Annotated in this window: 14 protein-coding genes and 1 other RNA gene; 13 read left to right on the top strand and 2 right to left on the bottom strand. The window is 28.1% G+C overall.

Translation table 4 applies throughout. From position 1 onward, the window contains the following. Nucleotide 1: 1 nt before the first annotated feature. Both ACWXVU_RS02040 and tuf read left to right on the top strand, forming a co-directional pair. A complete protein-coding gene (locus ACWXVU_RS02040; protein WP_438340733.1) occupies nucleotides 2-574 on the top strand; it encodes a diadenylate cyclase in 573 nt (190 codons plus the stop codon). A 317-nt stretch (nucleotides 575-891) separates the two neighbouring features. Then, the gene (gene tuf, locus ACWXVU_RS02035) at nucleotides 892-2,085 is read left to right on the top strand and encodes an elongation factor Tu (RefSeq protein WP_438340734.1); all 1,194 of its coding nucleotides are present in this window, start codon (nucleotides 892-894) and stop codon (nucleotides 2,083-2,085) included. 53 nt (nucleotides 2,086-2,138) lie between these two features. Here tuf and ACWXVU_RS02030 read toward each other — a convergent pair whose 3' ends face one another. Then, nucleotides 2,139-3,533 (bottom strand): DNA recombination protein RmuC, encoded by a 1,395-nt coding sequence (locus ACWXVU_RS02030; RefSeq protein ID WP_456012082.1) that lies wholly within the window; start codon nucleotides 3,531-3,533, stop codon nucleotides 2,139-2,141. Between the two features lie 122 nt (nucleotides 3,534-3,655). Between ACWXVU_RS02030 and ACWXVU_RS02025 the strand changes: the two genes are divergently transcribed. The 11 genes from ACWXVU_RS02025 to ACWXVU_RS01975 all read left to right on the top strand — a co-directional run bounded on the left by ACWXVU_RS02025 (nucleotide 3,656) and on the right by ACWXVU_RS01975 (nucleotide 16,403). After that, complete coding sequence (locus ACWXVU_RS02025) at nucleotides 3,656-4,402, top strand: hypothetical protein (RefSeq protein WP_456012081.1); 747 nt, start codon at nucleotides 3,656-3,658, stop codon at nucleotides 4,400-4,402. Next, nucleotides 4,402-5,298, top strand: a complete 897-nt coding sequence (locus ACWXVU_RS02020; RefSeq protein WP_456012080.1) for a Cof-type HAD-IIB family hydrolase — start codon at nucleotides 4,402-4,404, stop codon at nucleotides 5,296-5,298. Before ACWXVU_RS02025 ends, ACWXVU_RS02020 begins: the two co-directional genes overlap by 1 nt. A 1-nt stretch (nucleotide 5,299) precedes the next feature. After that, nucleotides 5,300-6,553, top strand: coding sequence for a hypothetical protein (locus ACWXVU_RS02015; RefSeq protein ID WP_455994269.1), 1,254 nt, complete (start codon nucleotides 5,300-5,302; stop codon nucleotides 6,551-6,553). A gap of 258 nt (nucleotides 6,554-6,811) precedes the next feature. Continuing rightward, nucleotides 6,812-9,649: an excinuclease ABC subunit UvrA gene (uvrA, locus tag ACWXVU_RS02010; RefSeq protein ID WP_456012079.1), complete on the top strand. Its 2,838-nt coding sequence runs from the start codon at nucleotides 6,812-6,814 to the stop codon at nucleotides 9,647-9,649. 67 nt (nucleotides 9,650-9,716) lie between these two features. After that, nucleotides 9,717-10,673 (top strand): prolipoprotein diacylglyceryl transferase, encoded by a 957-nt coding sequence (lgt, locus tag ACWXVU_RS02005; RefSeq protein ID WP_438340740.1) that lies wholly within the window; start codon nucleotides 9,717-9,719, stop codon nucleotides 10,671-10,673. Between the two features lie 35 nt (nucleotides 10,674-10,708). Next, the gene (locus tag ACWXVU_RS02000; protein ID WP_455994265.1) at nucleotides 10,709-11,623 is read left to right on the top strand and encodes an NAD(P)/FAD-dependent oxidoreductase; all 915 of its coding nucleotides are present in this window, start codon (nucleotides 10,709-10,711) and stop codon (nucleotides 11,621-11,623) included. A gap of 5 nt (nucleotides 11,624-11,628) precedes the next feature. Next, the gene (locus ACWXVU_RS01995) at nucleotides 11,629-13,176 is read left to right on the top strand and encodes a hypothetical protein (RefSeq protein ID WP_456012078.1); all 1,548 of its coding nucleotides are present in this window, start codon (nucleotides 11,629-11,631) and stop codon (nucleotides 13,174-13,176) included. 12 nt (nucleotides 13,177-13,188) lie between these two features. Next, nucleotides 13,189-14,742: a hypothetical protein gene (locus ACWXVU_RS01990; protein ID WP_456012077.1), complete on the top strand. Its 1,554-nt coding sequence runs from the start codon at nucleotides 13,189-13,191 to the stop codon at nucleotides 14,740-14,742. 206 nt (nucleotides 14,743-14,948) lie between these two features. Beyond that, nucleotides 14,949-15,551, top strand: coding sequence for a 30S ribosomal protein S4 (gene rpsD / locus ACWXVU_RS01985; RefSeq protein ID WP_438340744.1), 603 nt, complete (start codon nucleotides 14,949-14,951; stop codon nucleotides 15,549-15,551). Between the two features lie 128 nt (nucleotides 15,552-15,679). Next, an RNA gene (ffs, locus tag ACWXVU_RS01980) (signal recognition particle sRNA small type) lies at nucleotides 15,680-15,775 on the top strand. Nucleotides 15,776-15,785: 10 nt separating this feature from the next. After that, a complete protein-coding gene (locus ACWXVU_RS01975) occupies nucleotides 15,786-16,403 on the top strand; it encodes a hypothetical protein (protein WP_438340745.1) in 618 nt (205 codons plus the stop codon). A gap of 706 nt (nucleotides 16,404-17,109) precedes the next feature. On the opposite strand, the gene ACWXVU_RS01970 is transcribed toward ACWXVU_RS01975, so the two are convergent. Continuing rightward, nucleotides 17,110-22,634 (bottom strand): hypothetical protein (locus ACWXVU_RS01970; RefSeq protein WP_456012076.1); only part of this gene is annotated, 5,525 nt, incomplete at its 5' end.

The following is a 22,634-nucleotide window of genomic DNA, read 5'->3' as shown; positions in this document are numbered from 1 at the left end:
AATGGTTGAATATATTATTTTATTTTTTGTAATCTTTATTTCGGTTGTTTTATCAGTTAATTATATTATTAACATTGTAAATGCTAAGAAGAAAAATAAGTCTATTAAAAAGAGTCTTGGAAGCTCAACTAAAATTAGAATAATTTATCAATTGAGAGAAGCGCTAGAGAAGCTTTCGGCAACAAAAACTGGTGCAATTATAACAATTGAAAATAATGATAATTTAGACCCACTAAGAACAGATGGAATTATTTTGGATGCGAATATTTCTTCTTCGATCTTAATTTCTATTTTTAATAAACATAGCCCCTTACATGATGGCGCGGTTATTATAAGAAATAATAAAATTTACTATGTTGCTACATTTTATAAAATAACTAAGAAGTCAATTGATAATAAATATGGTGCAAGACATCGCGCCGGAATGGGAATTTCTGAAATGAGTGATGCTTCAACATTAATTGTGAGCGAAGAAAACGGCGGTATAACGCTTGCTGAAAATGGCGTACTACAGTCTGTTCCTTTAGAACAATTGCAAATAGTTTTAGGTAGAATTTTAAGGGATTCTAATTAATAGCTATTAATTTAGTATTATTATATTTTGTGATTTTTTGATAATTAAAAATGAAAAAATGACTTAAATTAAATTGAAAAATTTATATTACTTTTTTAAAGTTTTTATAATAAAAGTTTAAAAAAATTTTAAAAATTTTTATTTTTGTTAAAATTATTTCATTACTTATTTACTTTAAAAATCAATGTTAAACGCCTTAATTTGGACAGGACATAGATGAAAGGCTATGCTTAGGTGGTTAAACGCGTTTAATCTTAAAGATTTTAATATCTATAAAAAAATTAAAAATTTATATAGTTAACTCGAAAGGAAAGAAAATGGCAAAAGTAGATTTTGACCGTTCAAAAGCTCACGTTAACGTTGGAACAATTGGTCACGTTGACCATGGTAAAACAACATTAACAGCTGCGATAGCAACAGTTTTATCTAAAAAAGGTTTATCAGAAGCTAGAGATTACGCTTCAATCGATAATGCCCCAGAAGAAAAAGCACGTGGTATTACAATTAACACCTCACACATCGAATACCAAACAGAAAAGCGTCACTATGCACACGTTGACTGTCCAGGTCACGCTGACTATGTTAAAAATATGATTACAGGTGCCGCTCAAATGGATGGTGCAATATTAGTAGTTGCTGCTACTGATGGTCCTATGCCTCAAACACGTGAACACATTTTATTGGCAAAACAAGTTGGTGTTCCTAAAATTGTTGTTTTCCTAAACAAAATTGATATGTTTAGTGATGATGAAAGAGAAGAAATGATTGGTTTAGTTGAAATGGATATCCGTGGATTGCTAAACGAATATGGTTTCGATGGAGACAATACACCTGTTATTGCCGGTTCAGCTCTTAAAGCATTACAAGGCGACGCCGCTTATGAGCAACAAATTATGGACTTAATGGATGCTGTTGATACATACATTGAAGAACCAAAACGTGAAACAGAAAAACCATTCTTAATGGCTATTGAAGACGTTTTCACAATTACAGGACGTGGAACAGTTGCAACTGGTAGAGTTGAACGTGGTGTTTTATCACTTAACGAAGAAGTTGAAATTGTTGGATTAAAGCCAACTAAGAAAACAGTTGTTACCGGTATCGAAATGTTTAGAAAGAACCTAAAAGAAGCTCAAGCTGGGGATAATGCTGGTTTATTACTACGTGGTATTGATAGATCAGAAATTGAACGTGGACAAGTTTTAGCAAAACCTAAAACAATCGTTCCTCACACAGAATTTGAAGCTACAGTTTATGTTCTTAAAAAAGAAGAAGGTGGACGTCACACACCTTTCTTCCAAAACTATAAACCACAATTCTACTTCCGTACAACAGACGTTACAGGTGGAATTGCATTCATCGGACAACGTGAAATGGTTATGCCAGGGGATACAGTTGAATTAAAAGTTACTTTAATTGCACCTATTGCTGTTGAAGAAGGAACAAGATTCTCAATCCGTGAAGGTGGTAGAACTGTTGGTGCCGGAACTGTAACAAAGATTACAAAATAATTTTAGTTTGAAAAATATGCTGCACAATATGTGCAACATATTTTTTTATTTTTTTAAATGTCATCAGAAATTAGGGCATTTATTTTATTTTTCTTCTTTTCAGTGGTTTCCTTTATAACGGGGGCAGGAATGCCTAATTCATTAGAGTTTTTGCTAATTTTATTAATGACTTCGTTTGTATATTTGTATGCTTTTCCAATCTTTTTAGATGCTTGTCCAATAGAATCTAAACCATCAATAATATTGTTATTAACAACATTGTATTTATTTTGAATTTCGATAAATAAATCTTTAATTTTTTCAATATCTTTTGCAACTCTATAATTTTGGTTTTGAACAGAGTAACTATATATAAAAGCCATCATAAAACTTGGGCCTATTATTAATATTTTATAATCATTGAATATTGCAGGTATAAAGTTATTGTCTTGAATTAATGTTAGGTGTATGCTCTCAGATGGCAGAAATAATATGGCAAAAGGTGTAGTATTATGATATGGCTTGATATATTTATCTCTAATACTTTTAGCCATTTCTTTAAGTTTATCTCTTAATTTTTTAAGAGCATCCTTTTTATCTACTTCATTTTCCTTATCAATATATTTATTTCATGTATCTAAAGGAAATTTACTATCAATCGGGATAATGATTTCTTGTTCTTTGCCATCAATAATATTTTTTGACCTAATAACAAAATCTACTTTTTCATCACTTTTTGGATCAATTTTATATTGTTCAAATCAGAGATTATTTTTAAGTGACGGAAAATGGTTTTCTAAAATTTGTCTTAATGAGAATTCACCAAAATTTCCTACAGTTTTATTGTTTGAGAAGGCTTTGTTAAGATCAATAACACTTTTTTGAATAGTGCTAAATTCAGTCATGCCTTTGTTCATTTCATCCATAGAGCTCTTGATATTATTAAAATGTTCATTGATTTGTTTTGTTAATTTATCTTCAAAGTGTTTATCTATTTTTGTTTTAATTTCTTCAAATCACTCACGATTTCTTTTAGTTATATCTTCAAGTCTTGTATTAACATTTTCTCTTAAAACATTTGATAATTTATTTAGATCTTCATTTTGAACCTTATTACTTTCTTTTATAACACTAGCTATTCGAACCAAATTATTGTTGATTATTTCATTATAAGACTTTCCAAATTCATTTATTGTTTTGTTTAATTCATTTTTTAAATTATTTATTTTATCACCAATGATTTCAGCTAAAAAAGCTTTTTGATTTAGTTCTAACTTATCTAATTTTATTTCAATATGGTTATTAATTTCATTTAGATGGTTTTGGATTTCATTTTTTATAATTTCCTCAGTTTTTGTTTTTGCCTTTTCAGCTCTTAATCTTTGTGTGATTAAATAAGATAATGTGGAAACTATTCCTATTAGTGCTAATGCACTAATTACAATCAAGGCAATTAAAAGATTATTCATATTTTTACCTCCTTATTTTTAGAATAATGCTATTAATAATTTAAACATAAATAATGTAATATTTTTTGGTTATTTCAAATATTCAAAAAATAGCCTTAATTATTATAAAATTTATTGTAATTATGAAGAAAATGCAAAAAAAAATATTTCTATCATCATTAGTTACATTACCTGTTTTTGCAACTGCACCATTAGTTGTTTCATGTAAAAATAAAAATCAAGTTGAAGAAGATAAAAGTCTTGAATTTAGTGCTATTAAACAAAAATATGAAGAGCTTAATTGAGATGATTTTCTTTTGGCTAAAAAAGTAAAAGATGAAAATATTTCTTATAAGGATTATACTTATGAATCATTCTTTGAGTGGGGTAGTGAAAAAGGGTTAAACGCCTTGGATAAAATAGAAATAAATGGTAAAAGTTCTGATTTAACATCAAAAGAGTCACAAGCGTTAGATAATAATATAACTGCTAAAAAATATATTTCTAAGGATTTTATTGATCTTGTTGATAACTATAATAAAACAAAAAATGATGATGAAAAATTGATAGTAATTTTGAGAAGTCAAAAACTCCCCTTGCCTGAAGCAGCCATATTAGTTTGAACTTGGTTAACAAAGAAAAAATATTTAAAAGAATCCAAGAAAATTGAGGAATTAAAAAATATTAGTAGCAACAAGATTGTTCTATATGGCCATTGGTTTTATAATAGAGAATATGATAAAAATAATGATAGCAATAAAAAGTGGAAAATTGTTGGATATGTTGTCCCCACAATTAGCTTTAGTGCATTATTTTTATATATAATAATAGCAATATTGGTTAAGCGCAAGAAAATAGCTTTTAAAGCTAAGAAAGGAAGAGCTAAATAATGTATGCAATAATTAATAACAAAAAACCTGTTATTTTTAGCGATGTAGATGGTACGCTGTATCGAAATTTTGATTTAAGACCAGATACCGAATATGATATTAGGTTTGCTATTGATAATGGTGCTGATTTTAACATATGCACCGGAAATCCGGTGCAAGAGCGCATGTTAAATTTAGCTAAAAGACTAAATGTGAGATATCTTCTTTGTTCATCTGGTGCTGAAATATATGACGTGAAAAAAGCAGAGATTATTAAGAGTTGAAATATTGAATTCTATTATTTAGAAGAAGTAATTAAAATTGCAAATGAGTTAAATTTACAAGTTATTTTTTGAGATGACAAAAATTATTTTTATCTAAAAGATGAAAAGATTATAATTGACGAGGTTATAAATTATCATTTTGTTAGTGACAAAAATAAGAAAATGATACCTAAATTATGGAAAGGCGAGTTTATAAAACCTATTAAAATTGAGTTGTATGCCATTGACGATCAGCCATCAACAACACTATATGAAAAAATATATGATAGTATCAAACACCTAAAAGATAAAATGGAAATTATTGTGACCCATTGCAATATAGAAATTAATTCGTTAGGAGTTAATAAAGGAAGTGCTGTTAGATGAATGGTTGAAAATATTTATAGCAATGAAGAAGTAATGCTAAAAGAAGTTATGACTATCGGAGATAGTAATAATGATACCCCGATGTTAAAACTTACTGATTATTCATATGCAATGGATAATTCATCTAATGAAGTATTAAAAACTGCTAAACTTTTTACAAGTGATGTAGCACAAAATGGGTTAGGGGAAGCTATTTTGGACTATTTATATCGATTAAAGAATATTACAAGAAAATATATGTTTCATGAATTTATAAAGGAGAAGTAAGATGAAGGTAACAAGAATTGGACAAAATTATATTTTAAAGGTTAATAATATTAATAAATTATCTCCTTTTTTTAATGAAACTAATGTTAAACTAGTTGACTTTTTGGGCGAAGATCAGCCGTTAGAACTAATTATATCTGATAATTTAACATTTGAGGAATTGGGTAGATTAATTCTATCTTTCTATGGATATAATAAGAATCCATATTATCCAATCTTTGATACAAGTGAATTCGATGAGAAAGAACTCAGAGAAATAACTTTTGAAACAAGAGCTCAAAAAGGCTTGATTGCCAATGTTGATGACTTTTTATTCAAAAAAATAGAATATCTTGATAAGAAATCAAATTATTTTACAGCAATATTATCTGATTTTTCGGTTGTTTCGTTTGAATTTACTCTTAAGAAGGGTATTAAATACGCTGGAGTATCATTGGCCGAAAGATTTAGCGCTATGCTAAAGCAAAACACAGATGCGGTATTAAAGCATTCATTAAAATTTAATAAAACAAATAGGGTCGAAAATAGTAAAAACACAAGCGTTTTTGGTATGCAACTAGCAAAATCTTTATATGATAATAATTACGTATATGCTTTCCATAATTCTCTTGTTCCTTCCTTTGGGGAAGTTTCAGCTACGACGGAATTTTTTGATTTCGGTCTTCTTTCAAGATTAGAACTTTCAACCATATCTAAAGAAATTTCATCAATTTTTGAATGAAGAAGTAAAGATAAAATATATCAGTCATACTTTGAATACATTGCCCCTAGTTTAAATGACCATGAGTTGCTTAATATGGGTTCAATAGGTAATTTCTTTGGTTCGAAAGAATTATCGGAATCTGAACATAATGATGTAAAGAAAATTCAAGAAATTCTAAATAATCCTGAAAAATATGCAAAATCTGAGAAAGAAATGATTGAAAAAGTTAAGAATGGTGATTTAGACTTGCCTTTTGATACTTCAAAAATTCAAACTCGTGATGATTTGAGATACGCATTTATAGAAAGTTTCGTTGAGCCTTTAATTGATATGGGAATTGATGAAGCAGAAATCGTTCAAACATTAAAGGAATTTGTTGCTCAGGTTAAACAGGGAACTTTTGTTCCTGGTGTGCCCGCAATGAACATTACGGACTTTGAAGATGAATCATTTATAAGAACTGTGCTTGAAATATATAGAGAAAAGAAGTCAGGAAGAGAAAAAACAAGAGAGCAAGAACAAGAAACAATAGATGAAGATGAAATAAATTAGGTTAGTTCTTATAATATATTATTTTCATTATTTGCTTGTATTATAGAAATATAAAAAAATAGGCCTTAATTAAGCTAAAAATGGTCTATTTTTTTAAATATGTTAATAAATATTCTTAATTCAAAATGGTAAACATTCATTATTAAATAATTAGAAATCAAACAATCCATCATGAATATCGCATTTATTATAGATATTCATTTTTTAATTTTTTATTTACTATTTAAAAACACTAATTTATTAATATAATTCTATATTATGAAACATAATAATATTATTATTAAAAATGCAAGAGAAAATAATTTAAAAAATGTTAATCTTGAAATACCAAGAAATAAATTTGTCGTTTTCACCGGGCTTTCAGGGTCCGGAAAGAGTTCGCTAGCATTCAATACCATCTATGAAGAGGGTAGAAGAAGGTATGTTGATAGCTTATCAAATTATGCTAAACAATTTTTAGGTGGAACAAAAAAACCTGATGTGGATAGTATTGAAGGATTGAGCCCTGCCATTTCTATTGAGCAAAAAACGGTCCACAATAATCCTCGTAGTATTGTTGGCACAGTAACGGAAATTTATGATTTTTTGAGATTGTTATATGCAAGAATAGCAAAACCTTATTGTCCAAATCATAAAATTGAAATTACAGCGCAAAAAAGCCGAGATATTATTAATTATGTTTTGTCGCAAAATGAGGGTTCTAAAATATTTATATTATCTCCAATAATTAATAATCAAAAGGGATCTTTTGCTACCACGTTAGCAAAACTAAAAAAGGACGGTTTTCTCAGAATAAAAGCTAATGGTACTATTTTGGAACTAGAAAAAGACCCAATTTTGGATAAGAATAAAAGGTGAAACATCGACTTAATCATTGACCGCTTTAGTTTATCAAATGATAAAGAAACAATGTCACGTGTTGCTGAGGCTGTCGAGATTGCTTTATCTTATTCTAATGGATTGGTGACTATTGAAGTTGTTGAAGGACAAACAAACACATATTCAACAACACATAGCTGTAAATACGGCGATTTTAATATGCCAAAAATTGAACCACGACTTTTTTCATTTAACTCACCAAATGGAATGTGTTATAAATGTAAGGGACTTGGTGTCTTGCAAAAAGCATCATGAGATTTAATATGTCCAGATAAAACAATGTCAATAAATGAAGGTGCAATATTAATTTATAAAAATATCATTAATTCTCGCAATCTTGAGTGGCAGGAATTTGATAGAATGTTAGGCTACTATGGTATTCCAAAAGACGTGCCAATAGGTGATTTATCTAAGGAACATATAAATATTTTAAAATATGGCTCGATGGAGGAAATTTCCTATACTATTATTTCTGAAAATGGAATTAAATATGAACGTAACAAAAGGATTGAAGGTGTTTGTGAAAAAATTGAGCGTAAATACCTTGATACTTCATCAAATGAAATGCGAATGTATTATTCTCGTTATTTGTCTGATACTCAATGTGATGAATGCTACGGAAAAAGATTGAATAAATTTGCCCTTGCTACTAAAATTAATGGTTTGGATATATATGAATTATGCAATATGTCCATTGAAGAACTTAAAGAATTTATTAATAATATAATAATGACTGACCTCGAAAAAGAAATAACTAATCTTATTTTGCAAGAAATAAACCATAGAATAGATTTTCTTATCAATGTTGGATTACAATATTTAACCTTGAATAGAAAAGCAGAAACGCTTTCTGGCGGTGAAGCTCAAAGAATTAGGTTAGCAACACAGATTGGTGCTAATTTAACAGGTGTCTTATATGTTTTGGATGAACCCTCAATTGGTTTGCACCAAAAAGATAATGAAAAATTACTGAATTCATTGCGAAAAATGGTTAATTTAGGTAATTCCTTGATTGTTGTTGAACATGACGAAGATACAATAAAACATGCTGATTTTATAGTTGATATTGGTCCAAAAGCTGGTGAATACGGTGGAGAAATTGTTGCTAGTGGCAATATTCAAAAAATAATGAGTACAAATGAGAGCATTACTGGCCAATATCTTGCAAAAAAACTTGAAATTAAGGTGCCAAAATCAAGGCGTTCTGGTAATGGTAAAGTATTAACATTAAAAAAAGCTACTGCTAATAATCTAAAAAATATAACGTTAAAATTTCCGTTAGGTAAATTTATTGCAATTACTGGTGTTTCTGGGTCTGGTAAATCTTCCTTAATTAATCAAGAATTGGTTAAGGAATTGGAAAACGCGTTGAATAGAAAGGCTTATTATAGCCTTGTTAAAAACGAAAAAATTAATGGATTTTTAGAAGTCGATAAGTTAATTAAAATTGACCAAAGTGCAATTGGGAGAACACCAAGATCTAATCCTGCTACATATACTGGTGTATTTGATGATATTAGAGAAATATTTGCTAATTTAGAAGAATCAAAAATTAGAGGATTTACTAAATCAAGATTTTCATTTAATATACCCGGAGGTAGATGTGATAAATGTGAGGGTGATGGAGTTATTAAAATTGAAATGCATTTTTTACCCGATGTATATGTGACATGTGATCACTGTGATGGTCAAAGATATAATTATGAAACTCTTGAAGTAAAATATCATGGAAAGTCAATAAATGATGTGCTAAATATGACTATCGAAAAAGCATATACATTCTTTATTCAAAAATCTAAAATTAGAGATCAATTGCAAACATTAATTGATGTGGGTTTAGGATACATAAAACTCGGACAAAATGCAACAACATTATCTGGTGGCGAAGCACAACGAGTTAAATTAGCAACTTATTTGCAAAAGAAACCTACTGGTAAATCGTTATATATTTTAGATGAACCAACAACTGGCCTTCATTCTTATGACGTACAAAATTTATTGAATGTTTTGAATAGAATTGTCGATAATGGCGATACAGTTATAGTTATTGAACATAACCTCGATGTAATTAAGAGTGCCGACTATATTATTGATTTGGGCCCTGATGGAGGTAAGTATGGAGGCAATATCGTTGCAACCGGAACACCTGAACAAGTTGCTGATGTTAGCTACTCATATACTGGCCAGTATTTAAGTAAGATATTAAAATCATCATAAAAATTTATTAAATTAAAATATAATTTTATATAAATTATATATAAGTAATTCTTTATTATTTTTTATTATGAAGGGAGAAAGTATGAAGGATTATGCAGGCGTTAGTCTTCAAGTTGGCCCTTTTCACGTATATTCTTTAACTTTAATGTTAGGTATGATATGTGCAATACTGACAGTTGCTTATTTCTGAAGAAGAGAAAAATATTCCTTTGAGCAATTAGCAATTCTGATTTTTATTGCTTTGCCTACCGCTATTGTTGGCGCGAGATTTATCTTTGTCGTTCAACAACTAATCGAACATAGAGGATGACCAAATGGGCCTTGATATACAATATTTTATGTATGGCAAGGAGGTTTATCTATTCATGGTGGGGTTATTACTGCTACAATTTGTTGTGTATTATACATTGTATTTTCAAAAAATCCAAAGAGGATAAATTTAAGAAAAGCATTTTCTATTATTTTACCTGCCGTTTTCATTGGTCAAGCTATCGGTCGTTGAGGAAACTTTGCTAATCATGAAGTTTATGGACAAATTATGTCTGAAACATCGTTTGCATTTAAGATATTACCTAAGTTGATTAGAGACCATATGTTTATTAATGGACACTATCGTCTTCCATTATTCCTATATGAATCAATTGCTAACTTATTTGCTTATATCTTGCTTGTTTGAATTTTAAACAATTACAACTGATTAAGACCTGGAACCACTGGGGCATTATATATTATTTTTTATGGAATTCTACGTTTCGGAATGGAACCATTACGTCAAGATAATTATGGTATTTATAAGGTAATTTCAGCTTTATATATGGTCGTTGGTACGGTTTTATTAATTCTATTTGAATTTGTAATTAAGCTAAACTTTAATGTTTATAAGGTGTATAAATATAAGAAAGAATGAACTCATAAAATATTCTACTTTATTGTTTATGAACCTAAAAATGACAACAAAGGTCTATTAAGAAGAGATCTATTAAGTCGTAAAGAAGCAGAGGATCAAAAAATAACGTTAGCCTAAAAAACTAATGTTTATTTTTTTAAAAAAGGAGAAAAATGAAAAAAGTATTTGATGTTTTAATTATTGGTGCAGGTCCAGCTGGTTTAACAGCAGCTTTATATTTATCTAGAAATGAGTATAATGTAGCTTTTATTGAATCATCTGTTCCCGGCGGTAAAATCGCTCAACAATCTAAGATTGAAAACTATCCTGGTTTTGATTTTATAAGTGGTTTTGAATTAGCAACAAGTATGTTAAATCAAGCAAGAAAAAATGGAGCCAAATATATTTATGGAAAAGTTGTAGAAATTAGGAACATTAGTGATAATGAAAAATTAGTTATTTTAGAAAACGGCGATGAGTATTATGCACAAGTTGTTGTTATTGCTAGTGGAATGACTAATTTAGTACCAATATCAATTGAAAATATTGAAAAATTTAGGGGACGTGGAGTTTCTTATTGTGCTGTATGTGATGGCGCCTTATATAAAAATGAACCATGTGCAATTATTGGTGGTGGAAACTCAGCATTTGAAGAATCGACTTTTTTAGCAGCAACCGCATCAGAGGTGCACATTTTTGTAAGAGACATAGTTAGAGCTGAAGCAAAAATTATTAACGACGCAAAAAAGCATGCAAATATTTATATTCATTATAATTCTGAAATATTAAAACTTCAAGGTGAAGATAAATTAGAAAGTATTATTGTCAAAATTGATGGAAATATTCAAGAAATGAATATTAAGGCGGTTTTTCCTTATATTGGTTTTAAGGCTGCGACATCGTTTATTTCTAACAAAGAAATGTTAGATGAGCGTGGTTTTATAATAGTTGATAAAAATATGGAGACACAATTCAAAAATATCTTTGCTGTCGGTGATGTTGTAGCTAAGGATATCAGACAAATTACAACTGCAACTAATGACGGCACTATTGCGGCAAGAGTTATTTCCTCACGTATTATCAAATAATAAGTATGTCAAAGAAAACAATTTTTAAAATTATTCCTACGATTTTTTCGCCACTTAGCGTGGCTTTTTGTAATTCTTGTCAAGTCAGTGAAGATGATAATGTTAATTTAATGGTTCCGTTTGTAGAAACCCATGAAAAAAAAGCATTTGCCACTATTGTAGAGTTAGTTAATAAATTCAATGATACTCTTGATTCAAAATATGCTAATCACAAAATTAGAATTCGCAACTCATTTGACAAAAAAAACATTAATAATAAAGTTATTTTAGAGCTAAATATCAAAGATAGTAGAACACCTTCCTTAATTCTTTCCTACCCTTCTATTGTTTCGGCTATTCATTATAATAACCGATTAGTTGAACTAACCGATATTGCAAAAAAGAGCAATATTGAGAAAAAGATTTTAGATTATAATAATCGTCTTGGTTTTGATAATCAAAATGAAATTTTTAGCCTACCTGTTGGCATTAGTTCAGAGATGCTTATTGTCAATAAGAGATTATTAATTAATTATTTTTATTCAATTTATGACAAAATTAAAGAATCATCAGAACCTTTTTTAGCTAGATTTAAAAATTTTAAAATTATTAATACAATAAGAAGTTTTATACCAACTAGTGCAGATAAAAAAAATGAGGAATTAATTAATTATTTAAGTAATAAAATACTTTGCTATGATGATATGTTTAACGAGTTTGTTGATCTTATAAAAAAAATGGAAATTAATGAGGATAATACAAGTATTTTATTTGTTAAGCATATCGAAAATTATATTTTTGAGACTTTATTTAAAAAAGCTGGATCTGACTTTAATAATTATTTTCTTAAATACAATCAAGATTTTAAAATAGATTATGCCAATATTTTTAAAATAAATAGGAATGAGTATGAGGAATTTAGAGAAACTCTTATGAACTTCTATACTGCCCTAAAGTCAAAAAAAATTGATATTGATGTTACAAAAAAAATAACTATTGAAGGGCTACAAGACCAACTTTTTACGTTCATAACAACTAGAGCATATAAGTATAATTTAAAATATTTCTTAAATCATCAGGATGATTTTTTGATTTTAGATGTGCCTCATAGTAAAACTAAAGAAGATAAAAAAGGCTCATTTTTTATCCAAGGTTTATTTCTCTCTGCAATAAAATCGGCTGTAGGCGCGAAAAATGAGGTCATAAATCTTTTTTTAGATTGAATGTATAATCAAAATAATAAGCATGAGCAAATTGTTGATGGGAGGCCTCTTTATTTAACGCCAATTGAATATTTGAGCTATCAACTTGATTATATTTTTCCTACAAAAAATTTTAAAAATGAGATAAAAAAACACAACTATTCAAATATTGCGAATGATTTAGTTTTAAAAAATATCTTTGATAATGACCTGATCCCCTTTAGTGATCTCATCGATATAAAAGAATCTAAATTTAGGGAATATATTAAAATATTAGTTGAGAATAACCTTATTGAAAAAATAAGAAGGGATATATCACCAAAACAAGCAATAGATGAATTTCTTGTTAAGCTAGAAGAACTTATAAAATAAAGGATAAAAAATATGAAGCTGAAATTATTTCCTAATTTCTATGAATCTACAAACAATAAAATAAATAGCAATTTCGTTAGTAGAAACAATCACATTATTGCTAAAATTAAGGCAGGATATGATAACTTTAATGAGGTTACTATTAAATTATTAGGATTTGCTATTAAGAATGTTTTATCTAATGTTAGCAAGGATAAAAAATCAATTTTAATTGCAAATGATGGCAGCCATAAATTTTTAGCTTTTTTTGAAAATGAATTAATTGATAAAATCAATGGTGATCATATAGACTCATATGGTTATGAGAAAAATGAACCTGTTAGCAGAGCATTTTGTTCATTTACAAACAGTGTTAGCGAAGCTTTTGTGGTCATCATATATCTTCATAAATATGATAATAATAATTTTGCTATTTCGTTATATGGTAAGAATAATGAACCATTAAATCATAAAATAATTGAATATATTCTAGACGAATATACAAAAGTATCAATAGACTTAGTTAAGGATAGTAATACGCAAATGCGTAATTTAAATTTTAGGAAAATATTAAGGGAATACACTGATTTTCTTTTAAGTAAAAACTTTACTAAAAACGCTAATCATATTCTCAAAATAGGTGTAATTTCTAGCGCGCTACAAGATTCATTTGTTAAGAAAATTCTTGGAAAAAATGATATTGCTTATACAGTTTTAAAAGATACATTTAAGCTTGATAAGCCTAATTATTTGAAATTTTCAATTTTTAAACTTGCATTGCTTAAAAATGTGGATTATATTTTTAAATTTTCATTTGACTATGAAAAGGTCTATTTATATAGAAGAAATAATAAACAAAAATATTTTATTCAATATGATTTGGTTGATATCTCTGACCTTGTGATAAATTATTTATCCTTTACTAATAATTACACAAATACAAACAATGACTTTAAAAATTTAAAAAGTATTGCTACATCAAATCTTTGCAAGAAGGAGAATATTACAAACATAGCTAATAAATATAAAATTAACCTTGGTTTTAGTTGAAAATTTGATTCAAAAAATATAGAAAAACCTGATTTTATGTTTTTTAATGAAGATTATCAGGTTTATTTTAGTAATGATAAAAAAATCAAGTATGATGCATTTTTATTTTTTAATATTTTAGTTGATATGTTAAATTATTATCAAACTCAAGAAATGAGATATGATGATATATGTGACCAAAATTTGGACCTATCAAATAAATTGATTATTAGTGAATTTGTTTATGATTGTCATCCATCAAATGTTGTTGACTTTGAGACTAAATTATATATGCAGGATTCAATTGCCCAATTAAAAGTTAGCACAATTGAAGATGTTAGAAAAAATTTTAAGGATAGTGATACAAAGTATGTTGCAAAGTTTAATTTTGAGCAAAGAGAATGAATGGCTATTAAATACGATGCTAAATACGAAAAATTAATTTTTGTGATTCAAGAAAAAAATAATACTAGAGGTAATATTGCAAAAAAAATCAAGAAGTTTATGTATAAATTTACAATTAAATATGATAAACCATTGATTAATTTGGCTGAATAAATATTTCTGCGAAAATAATTAGTTATTGACAATAAAAATAAGGTATAATTGTAAAGCATTGACAACAGCATAAATAATATTATTTAAAAGTTTTTTCTTTGTTTTATAAATTTGATAGTAAGGAAGCTGTTTAACCGAAATCATTAGAGAAAAAAATATAAATTAAGAATTATTTAATTGTCTTTGCATATTGAAAGGAAAAAAATATGTCAAGATTCTTAGGATCAATTTTTAAAAAATCTAGAAGATATGGAACATCGCTTCTAGAAAATAATAAAGAATTCACAAAGGGTAAGAAGAGAATGACTGCACCTGGTCAACATGGTGCCAAAAGATCAAAACCTTCTGATTACCAATTGCATATGTATGAAAAGCAAAAAGTTAGATTTATGTATGGTTTAAATGAAAGACAATTCAAAAATCTATTTACTATTGCCGCTAGAAAAGATGGTGTTACAGGTATTAATTTATTGCAACTAGTCGAATCTAGACTAGACAATCTAGTATTTAGAGCAGGATTTGCTCGTACTAGAGCTCAGGCTAGACAATTTGTAAACCATAATCACGTAGTTGTTGATGGACATAAGGCAAACATACCTTCAATGATTATTAAACCAGGTTCTGTAATCGAACTTAAATCTTCATTAGAAAATAATGCAAATGTTAAAGACGCTCTTGAAGTTATGACAACCGCTGCATGGTTAACTCGTGATGGGAATAAGTTTACATATACAAGAATGCCAGAAAGAAATGAGTTTGCAAAAGAAATTGATGAATCATTAATTGTTGAATATTACAACAGACGTTAAAATTTGCGCTTCGGCGCATTTTATAATTCATTTTGGGACATTTGTTAATGTTGCAAATAAAGCAGTTTATTCAAAGTGTTTTTTTTGGATTAATTTAATATAATAAAATGCTTGCAAATATAGTATAATAATAAAGCCATGAGAACGGTAACCTTGTAAATTGGTCAGGATAGAGATATAGCAGCCATATCGAGAAGTGCAGTGTCTTGTGGTTTTTATTTTAAGGAGAAAGAAATGATTTGCACACGTTTATTAAGTCCTATAAAAAATCAAGAAGATTATGATATATTACCGATTCTTGATTTAGGTGATTTTGTTATTTATAAAAAAATTGCAAAATCTCCGTTTTATAATTCTATTGATTATGAATCATACATAAGCAATGAAGAAACTCAATATAATTTCTACTTTGAGGAAAGTTTATATTTCATTTGTTCTTATGAATTGTTTTATAGTCAGTTTAATAAAGATGCTGTTTTTATTAAAAATATCACTGCCAATAAAAAAATTTCTTATTTTAAATTAAAGCAGTTAAAAAAAATTCGTGAAATAATAAATAATGATGGAAAAGGCGGAACATTAATTACGTTTAAATATAAAGAAAATAATTTTTGACCATTTTATGTTTTTTGCGATCAAGAAATTGCTGAGAAAGAATTTAAATATCTATTAGAAACAGTATATAAATGTGACGTTAATGCAAATATTCAGCTTCATGAAAATTATTTCATTAAAATAAAAACCGCAAATGATGCTTTTTTAAACAAAGAATCATCAGTTTATCATTATGTCCATAATATTATTGGGATTAATATTGAAAAAGCCATTTATGACTTGGAATCAATAAATTAAAAAGTCCAAAAGGACTTTTTAATTTATTATTTTTGGTACCTTATTCCTAATTGAGGGTCTGTTTTTAATCAGTTACAATTTTTTTGAAAAAGATGATTAAATAATTAAAACATCCAAACAACATATTTGGAAGAAAATTTATCCAATTTTGTCATGTTGTTTGGTGTTTTTGCATAATAAATTTAGATTTGTGCAATTGCTATACTCAAATATCTTACTAAAGGTAAGCCTGAGATTAATTTACACAAAATTTTCTACACTACTGAAAAAATTCTTTTATTTTAACTTAATAAACTCCATAAAAATGGAATATTTATTTTTTTTATACTTAATGTGGGAAACACGAGAATTGTTCATCTATATATAAATCTTTAAAAATTTTAGTTATTGTTAAATATTGCCCGGTATAAGCAACGAATGATATTTTTTTATCATCTTCTATTAATATACATATTTATTATCACCTTTTCTAATGATTTTGACATTTTTAGGCATTTGAACTCTTTGGCCTTTTAGTATCATTTTTACCTCATTTTTCTTTAGTGTATTTATAACTAAATTATTATATATTTGAGGTCAAAAAAAGTAAAAAATGCTGATTTTTTTAATAAATCAGCATTTTCCCCTTATTTTTAGTTATAAAAAATGTTAAAAGTTTAGGTTATTAATTTATGAAAATTACTAATTAATGTTGCAATAAAATATTTTATTCAAAGAACGGTGCATGTCTTTGAGGAAATCCGTCTTTATCTAATAGAACGCCTTTTAGTAGCGTATCCTTATATTTTGTTTTAAACTCATCTCATAGTTTTTTAGCAACTTCTTTTCTTTCATCAATATTTAGGGTAATTTTATCAATTCATATATATTTGTTTTCTTGACTAATTATATTTTCTGGTGCTTCAGCAACCATTGAAACCCAATATTCAACAAAATCGACTTGTGAACTTGCTCTCCAGAAATCCCTTGTATTAGTTCCTTTTCCGATCAAGCTAGAATCAATATCAAGAGCTACTTTTGCTTTGCTGTTTATATCAGCAGCTTTCGTAAATTTGTCAAATTGCACATCAAGTCTTGATTTTTCATTTTCATCCAAGAATGGGTTTAATTTTAAGTCTTTAATAAATTGTAGATAGTCATAATCAAGCTTCTTTAATCTTCTTGCATTAAAGAATATATATTTTAGATAATCATTTTCTGCTTTTATGGCTTGTTCACGCGTTGTCGCTTTATTTTTAAATATTGTTTTAATTTGTTTAATATGGTTTTCCGCAACATTTACTGGGAATGGACCAGCTTCAGGCGGACTTTGCGTAGAATGTTTTTCAACTCTTTCAATAAAGAATGCTACTCAATTTTGAGTTTTACTATCATCTTCTCAACGTTTAGCAAAATTTTCAACTTCCTGTTTAACTTTTTTATATTGATCTATGGTTGTTGTTTGATAAAGTATTTTATTTTGCAATTCAGCTCCCTTATTTCTGAATTCATTTTCAGCATTTGAATTGCCTATCCCTTTTATTATTTTTATGTTTGAAATAATAGAGAATAAAAAATTCTTCATTTCACTAAAATCATTAAAAATTTCTTGACTAGTATATGCGTCTAGTTGAAATCCGCCGTTAGCTCGCTGTAATTTTAAATCATTAAGCTCGGCTTGTTTCTGTCTTTCTATATCTGCCTTAATAGTTTGCAGTTCGTGGTCGGTTGTTGCATCAGAAATTCTTTTGTTAAGCATTGATAACTGTGAGCTGTTTAAACCTCCTCTGCCGGTTTGGCCATTTTCATTTAGGTGGCCAGATAGGTCAAATAGTTCAAGTTTTGAAACTTCATCTTTTAGTTTATCTTTTTCCTTAATTAAGTTAAGTTGTTGCTTAACCATATCAAGGTCTTTTTCGCTCTCGATGTGTTTTAGTTGGTTTATTAAATCTTTTTTATCTGCTGAATCTTTTTGTTTTTCGATTTCTTTTTGAATATTACCCTTTTTCTTTTCTAGTGCTTCACGGCGTTTCATGATAGCCTTACCGGTAATATGTTTAATACCACTATTTTGACCATCGATGCTTATAGTACTATCAAGCTCTCTTTTTAAATTTTCTTTTTCTTTATTATCTGTTAATTTATCAATAGCGTCAAGAGCTCTCTTAACAGCTTCTTTTATCTTCTTATTATTTTCATTTAATCTATTAATTTCATCAATTGATTGTGCTTGATCAATTTGATGTTTTAGAGTTTCTATGGCGTGTGATTTGCTTCCACCAGGATAATTAATTTCGTCGACAATTTTCTTTGCTTCATCTTTAGCTCTTTGAAGTTCCTTAGACTTTTGCTTAATTTCTTTTTCTTTTTGCTTTTCTGCTTCAGTTTTAATAGCATCAAAGCTTTCGATACTATTTGTTGGGTTATCTAATTTTTCTTGCAGTTTTTTCTTTTCATTTTGATCAGAAATTTGTGAAATAACTCCTTGAGCTGAACGCTTTTTGTCTTTATAATCCTGTTTATATTTTCTAACCTTTTGTAATAATGTTGAAATTTTAGTATGATCAGCCTTAGAAAATTCTGTTAAGAATTCATTTTTCTTTGCTTCTGGTTTAATATTATTTATTTCATTTTTTAATGTATCAATATTTGTTTTTAGCTTATTTAGAGTCGTTTCCACAGAATTTTTATTTGAATAATCAATATTAGATGTTAGTGCTTGTTTAATTATTGCTTTTGTTTTTAATGAATTAGTTCTTAATTGCGATTTATCTTCTGGATATGCTAATTTATCAATAAATAAGTTGAAGTTTTGTCTTGTAGCATTTGTAACAAGTTCCTTAATGTCATTGATGGTTTTAGATAATTTTGTATGATCATTAGGAACTTGTATGTTATCGATATTACTCTTTATATTATTTTTTTTATCTTGAGGAATATTGCTTAAAGTGCCTATCTTGTCTTTTGCAAGACGTTTATAGTTTTGTATTATTTCATTTTTTAAATGATTTTCATTATATACACCACTATCAGTTATTGTTGTAGGAACAGTTTGGTTTAATCTTGTTATTAAATTGTTTTTATCAGCGCCATTATCAAACGAAGAATTAATTACATTTTTGTATGTTTCAATCTTATTAGCTCAACCATCTGGTAGGGCGTTATTAGCTTGATTTATATTTTGTGCTGAATTTAGCTTTTGTTTTATTTTTTGAACTGCTTGTGCATTATTTTCTGAATATTTTAGATTTCCGCCGTTAGCACTTAACTGATTTTTCTTTGTTTGCATATGGCTGCTAAAATTAGTTATCTCAGTTTGTTTTTGAATTAAACTTTGGATATTATTTAATTGATTAACAGTATTTTTTAGAGCATTTTTAGCTTGGGTTGCTTCAGGTGAATTAGGATCTGGATAAGGAATTTTATCAATTAATTTGTTAATTTCTGTTTTCTTATTAGCAATGCTTGTATCACTATCTTGCTTTTCTTTCTTTTGTTTAGCCTTATTTAATTCATCTTCTAAATTCTTAGATATTTCCTCTAATTGCGCTTTTGTTTTTGTTGTAAGATGAGGTTTATTTTGTGAATTGTATGTATCGAGAATATTTTGCAATTCTTGCTTAATTTTTTTGTATTCTTTTTTATTTAGGTTTGAAGTTATATAAGTGTCAATTGCATCTGCTTTTTGTTGTACTCGTGTTCTTAATGTTTGTTTTTGATTATTAATAGCATCAAGAGCTTTTTTGGCGACATCCTCAGCTGCCGTTAATCTTCTATTAGCATCGATAATTCGTGCATCAGTTAGTTTAGTAGTTTTATTAGCTGCTGGTTGTGCTGAACTAATCGCATTTGTAAGTGTAGTTGTTGAATCACTTAATGCTGGTTCCTTAGCCATTTCTGCTTTTGTAGCATTTGCTTTTTTAAGTGTCATTTCTAATTTTGCAATCTCGGCATCGGTTTTTTGATTTGCAGCTACTCTTTGCGTTTCAGCGTTTGTTGTTGCTTGCTCTAAGGCACTAGCCTTATCTGAAATGCTTTTAATTGGGTCAGTTTTTTTTATGGATTTATTTGTATTAATTATTTGTTGCAATTGATTAATTATGGTAGCTAAATTTGCGTGGTTTGAATCTTGTTTTAATGAATCTAATTTTGCTTGTGCATCTCTAAGCTTTTTCTTATGCAGGTCTTGCTCAGTATGAAGTCTGTTATTAAAATTAGTTATTGCACTGTTTGCTTCATTTTTTAAATTATTTAATTTATTTTTTTGTTCAATAAATTTTTCGTGTTCTTCTCTGTTGAGTACATTTTCGGCCTCAGAAATGGCAGAGTTAAGTTTTTCTTTTAACTTAGTCATTTCTGGGTCATGTGTTATGATACGTTTTACAACTTCCCGCAGATCGTTTTTAGCTTTTGTAAGTTGTCGCTTATTTGTCTCAGTAATTTCTGCATCTTTTTGCGCTTTATCTCTTTTTGCCTTTTCTAGGGCTGCATCAAGTTTAGATTTGATCTGTTCTAGGTCGTGTTTAGTTTTAGAATTAATATTTGTCTTATCGTTATTGTTGTAGTTATTTAGGATTGTTTCTAGTTCATTTTTGATTTGGCCATAAGCACTATCGTTAGATAAATTTTGATTTTTATATTGTTCAATTTCGTCAGCTTTGATTTGAATCTGCTTTATTAATTCGGATTTTTGGTTATTGATACTATCAAGAGCAGCTTTTGCAACCTTTTCAGCTTCTGCAAGGATTTTATTAGCTTCTTTTATTTGAGAATCTAGAGCTTTTTTATGTGCATTTTTAATGTTATTTGCATTATTTATCGCTTGTTCAAGCGTTTGTTTTTGATTATTTAATTCAGGCTCATTATTCATCGCGTTTTTTGTTGCATTGGCTTTTTCTAATGTTTTTTCGAAATCTTCAAGATCCTTGTTAATTTTTTTGTCTACCTCAGCTTTCTCTGCTTCAGCTATTTGGATAGCATGTTGTAATGCTTCCTTTTTGCTATTAATACTTTGAATTGAATCAGTAATGCTAGAGCTTTGGTTATTGCTGATTTCTTCTTGAAGTTTGGTAATAACTTCTGTTAAGTTATTAGAGTTTACATCATTTCTTAGATCAGTTAGTTTATCATTAGCTTCCTTTATTTTTTTATCGTGTTCTGATTTTGCTTCTTGAATTCTTGCATCAAATTGTTTCTTTTGCTGTTCAGCCGTTATTTTTAGATTATCAAGTTTTTTCTTTTGTTCCTCATACTTTTCTGATTGACTACTTTTTATAATTTTATCTGTTTCATCTATAGCCTTTTTAATATCTTCCTTTAATTTGATCATTTCAGAATCGTTACTTGTTATTGTGCTTGAAAAATTATTTAATGCATCCTTTGAATTTAATAATTGTTGTTTATTAAATTCCTTAATGTCGCCATCTTTTTTAGCTTGTTCTGCTTTGGCTTCGGTTAATTTTGAACTTAAATCATTCAAAATTTCATCTAGTTGTTGCTTGGTTTTGTTGTTTAGCTCTTTTTTGTTTTGTGTTTCAAAATCGCTTACAGCTTTGGTGAGTTTATCCTTTATGTCCTTATATTCGCTCTTAGTTAAAGTGTCTGCATAATCTTTGATATCCTTTGCTTTTTGATTAATCTGGGTTCTTATTTCACTCTTTTGCTTATTTATACTATTTATTGTATTTTCTGCTTCTTGCTTTGCTTGACTTAGTTTTTTGTTAGCATTATTGATTTCGGCATTAGTTAGTTTTTTAGGACTGTGATTTTTCTTAGCTGTTGCTTCTTTTATTGTTTGTTCTAATTTATTTTTTGCATCATTTAGCAATGGTTCTGATTGCATTGAACTTGTAAGAGAATTGGCTTCATTTATGGTTTTACCTAAATTATCTAGTGCTGCCTCGGTTTCTTTGTTAGCTATAATTTTTTCATTTTCTGCTGTTTCTATTGCTTTTTGCAATGTGTCCTTTTTGTGATTTATATCTGCAAGTGGTTGGTTGTCATCAGTTATTTGATTATTTGTGATTGCTTGCTGAAGTTTTTGAATGACATCATTTAAGTTAGCAGCATTTTCATCCGCTTGAAGCTGTGAGATTTTTTCTCTTACTTCAAGAATTTTTTGCGCATGAGCTTCTTTGGTGTTTTGTAATTCCTTGGCAAATTCTGTTTTTGTGGTTTCCGCTTTTTTACTTAGGTTCTCTAGTTTTTCTTTTTGACTAACGTATTTATCTGATTCTTCATTTGTAATGATTG

This window comes from Mycoplasma sp. 2575 (assembly GCF_053851635.1).
Note: the sequence above shows the minus strand (reverse complement) of the source record. Positions and strands in the feature narration are given on the sequence as shown.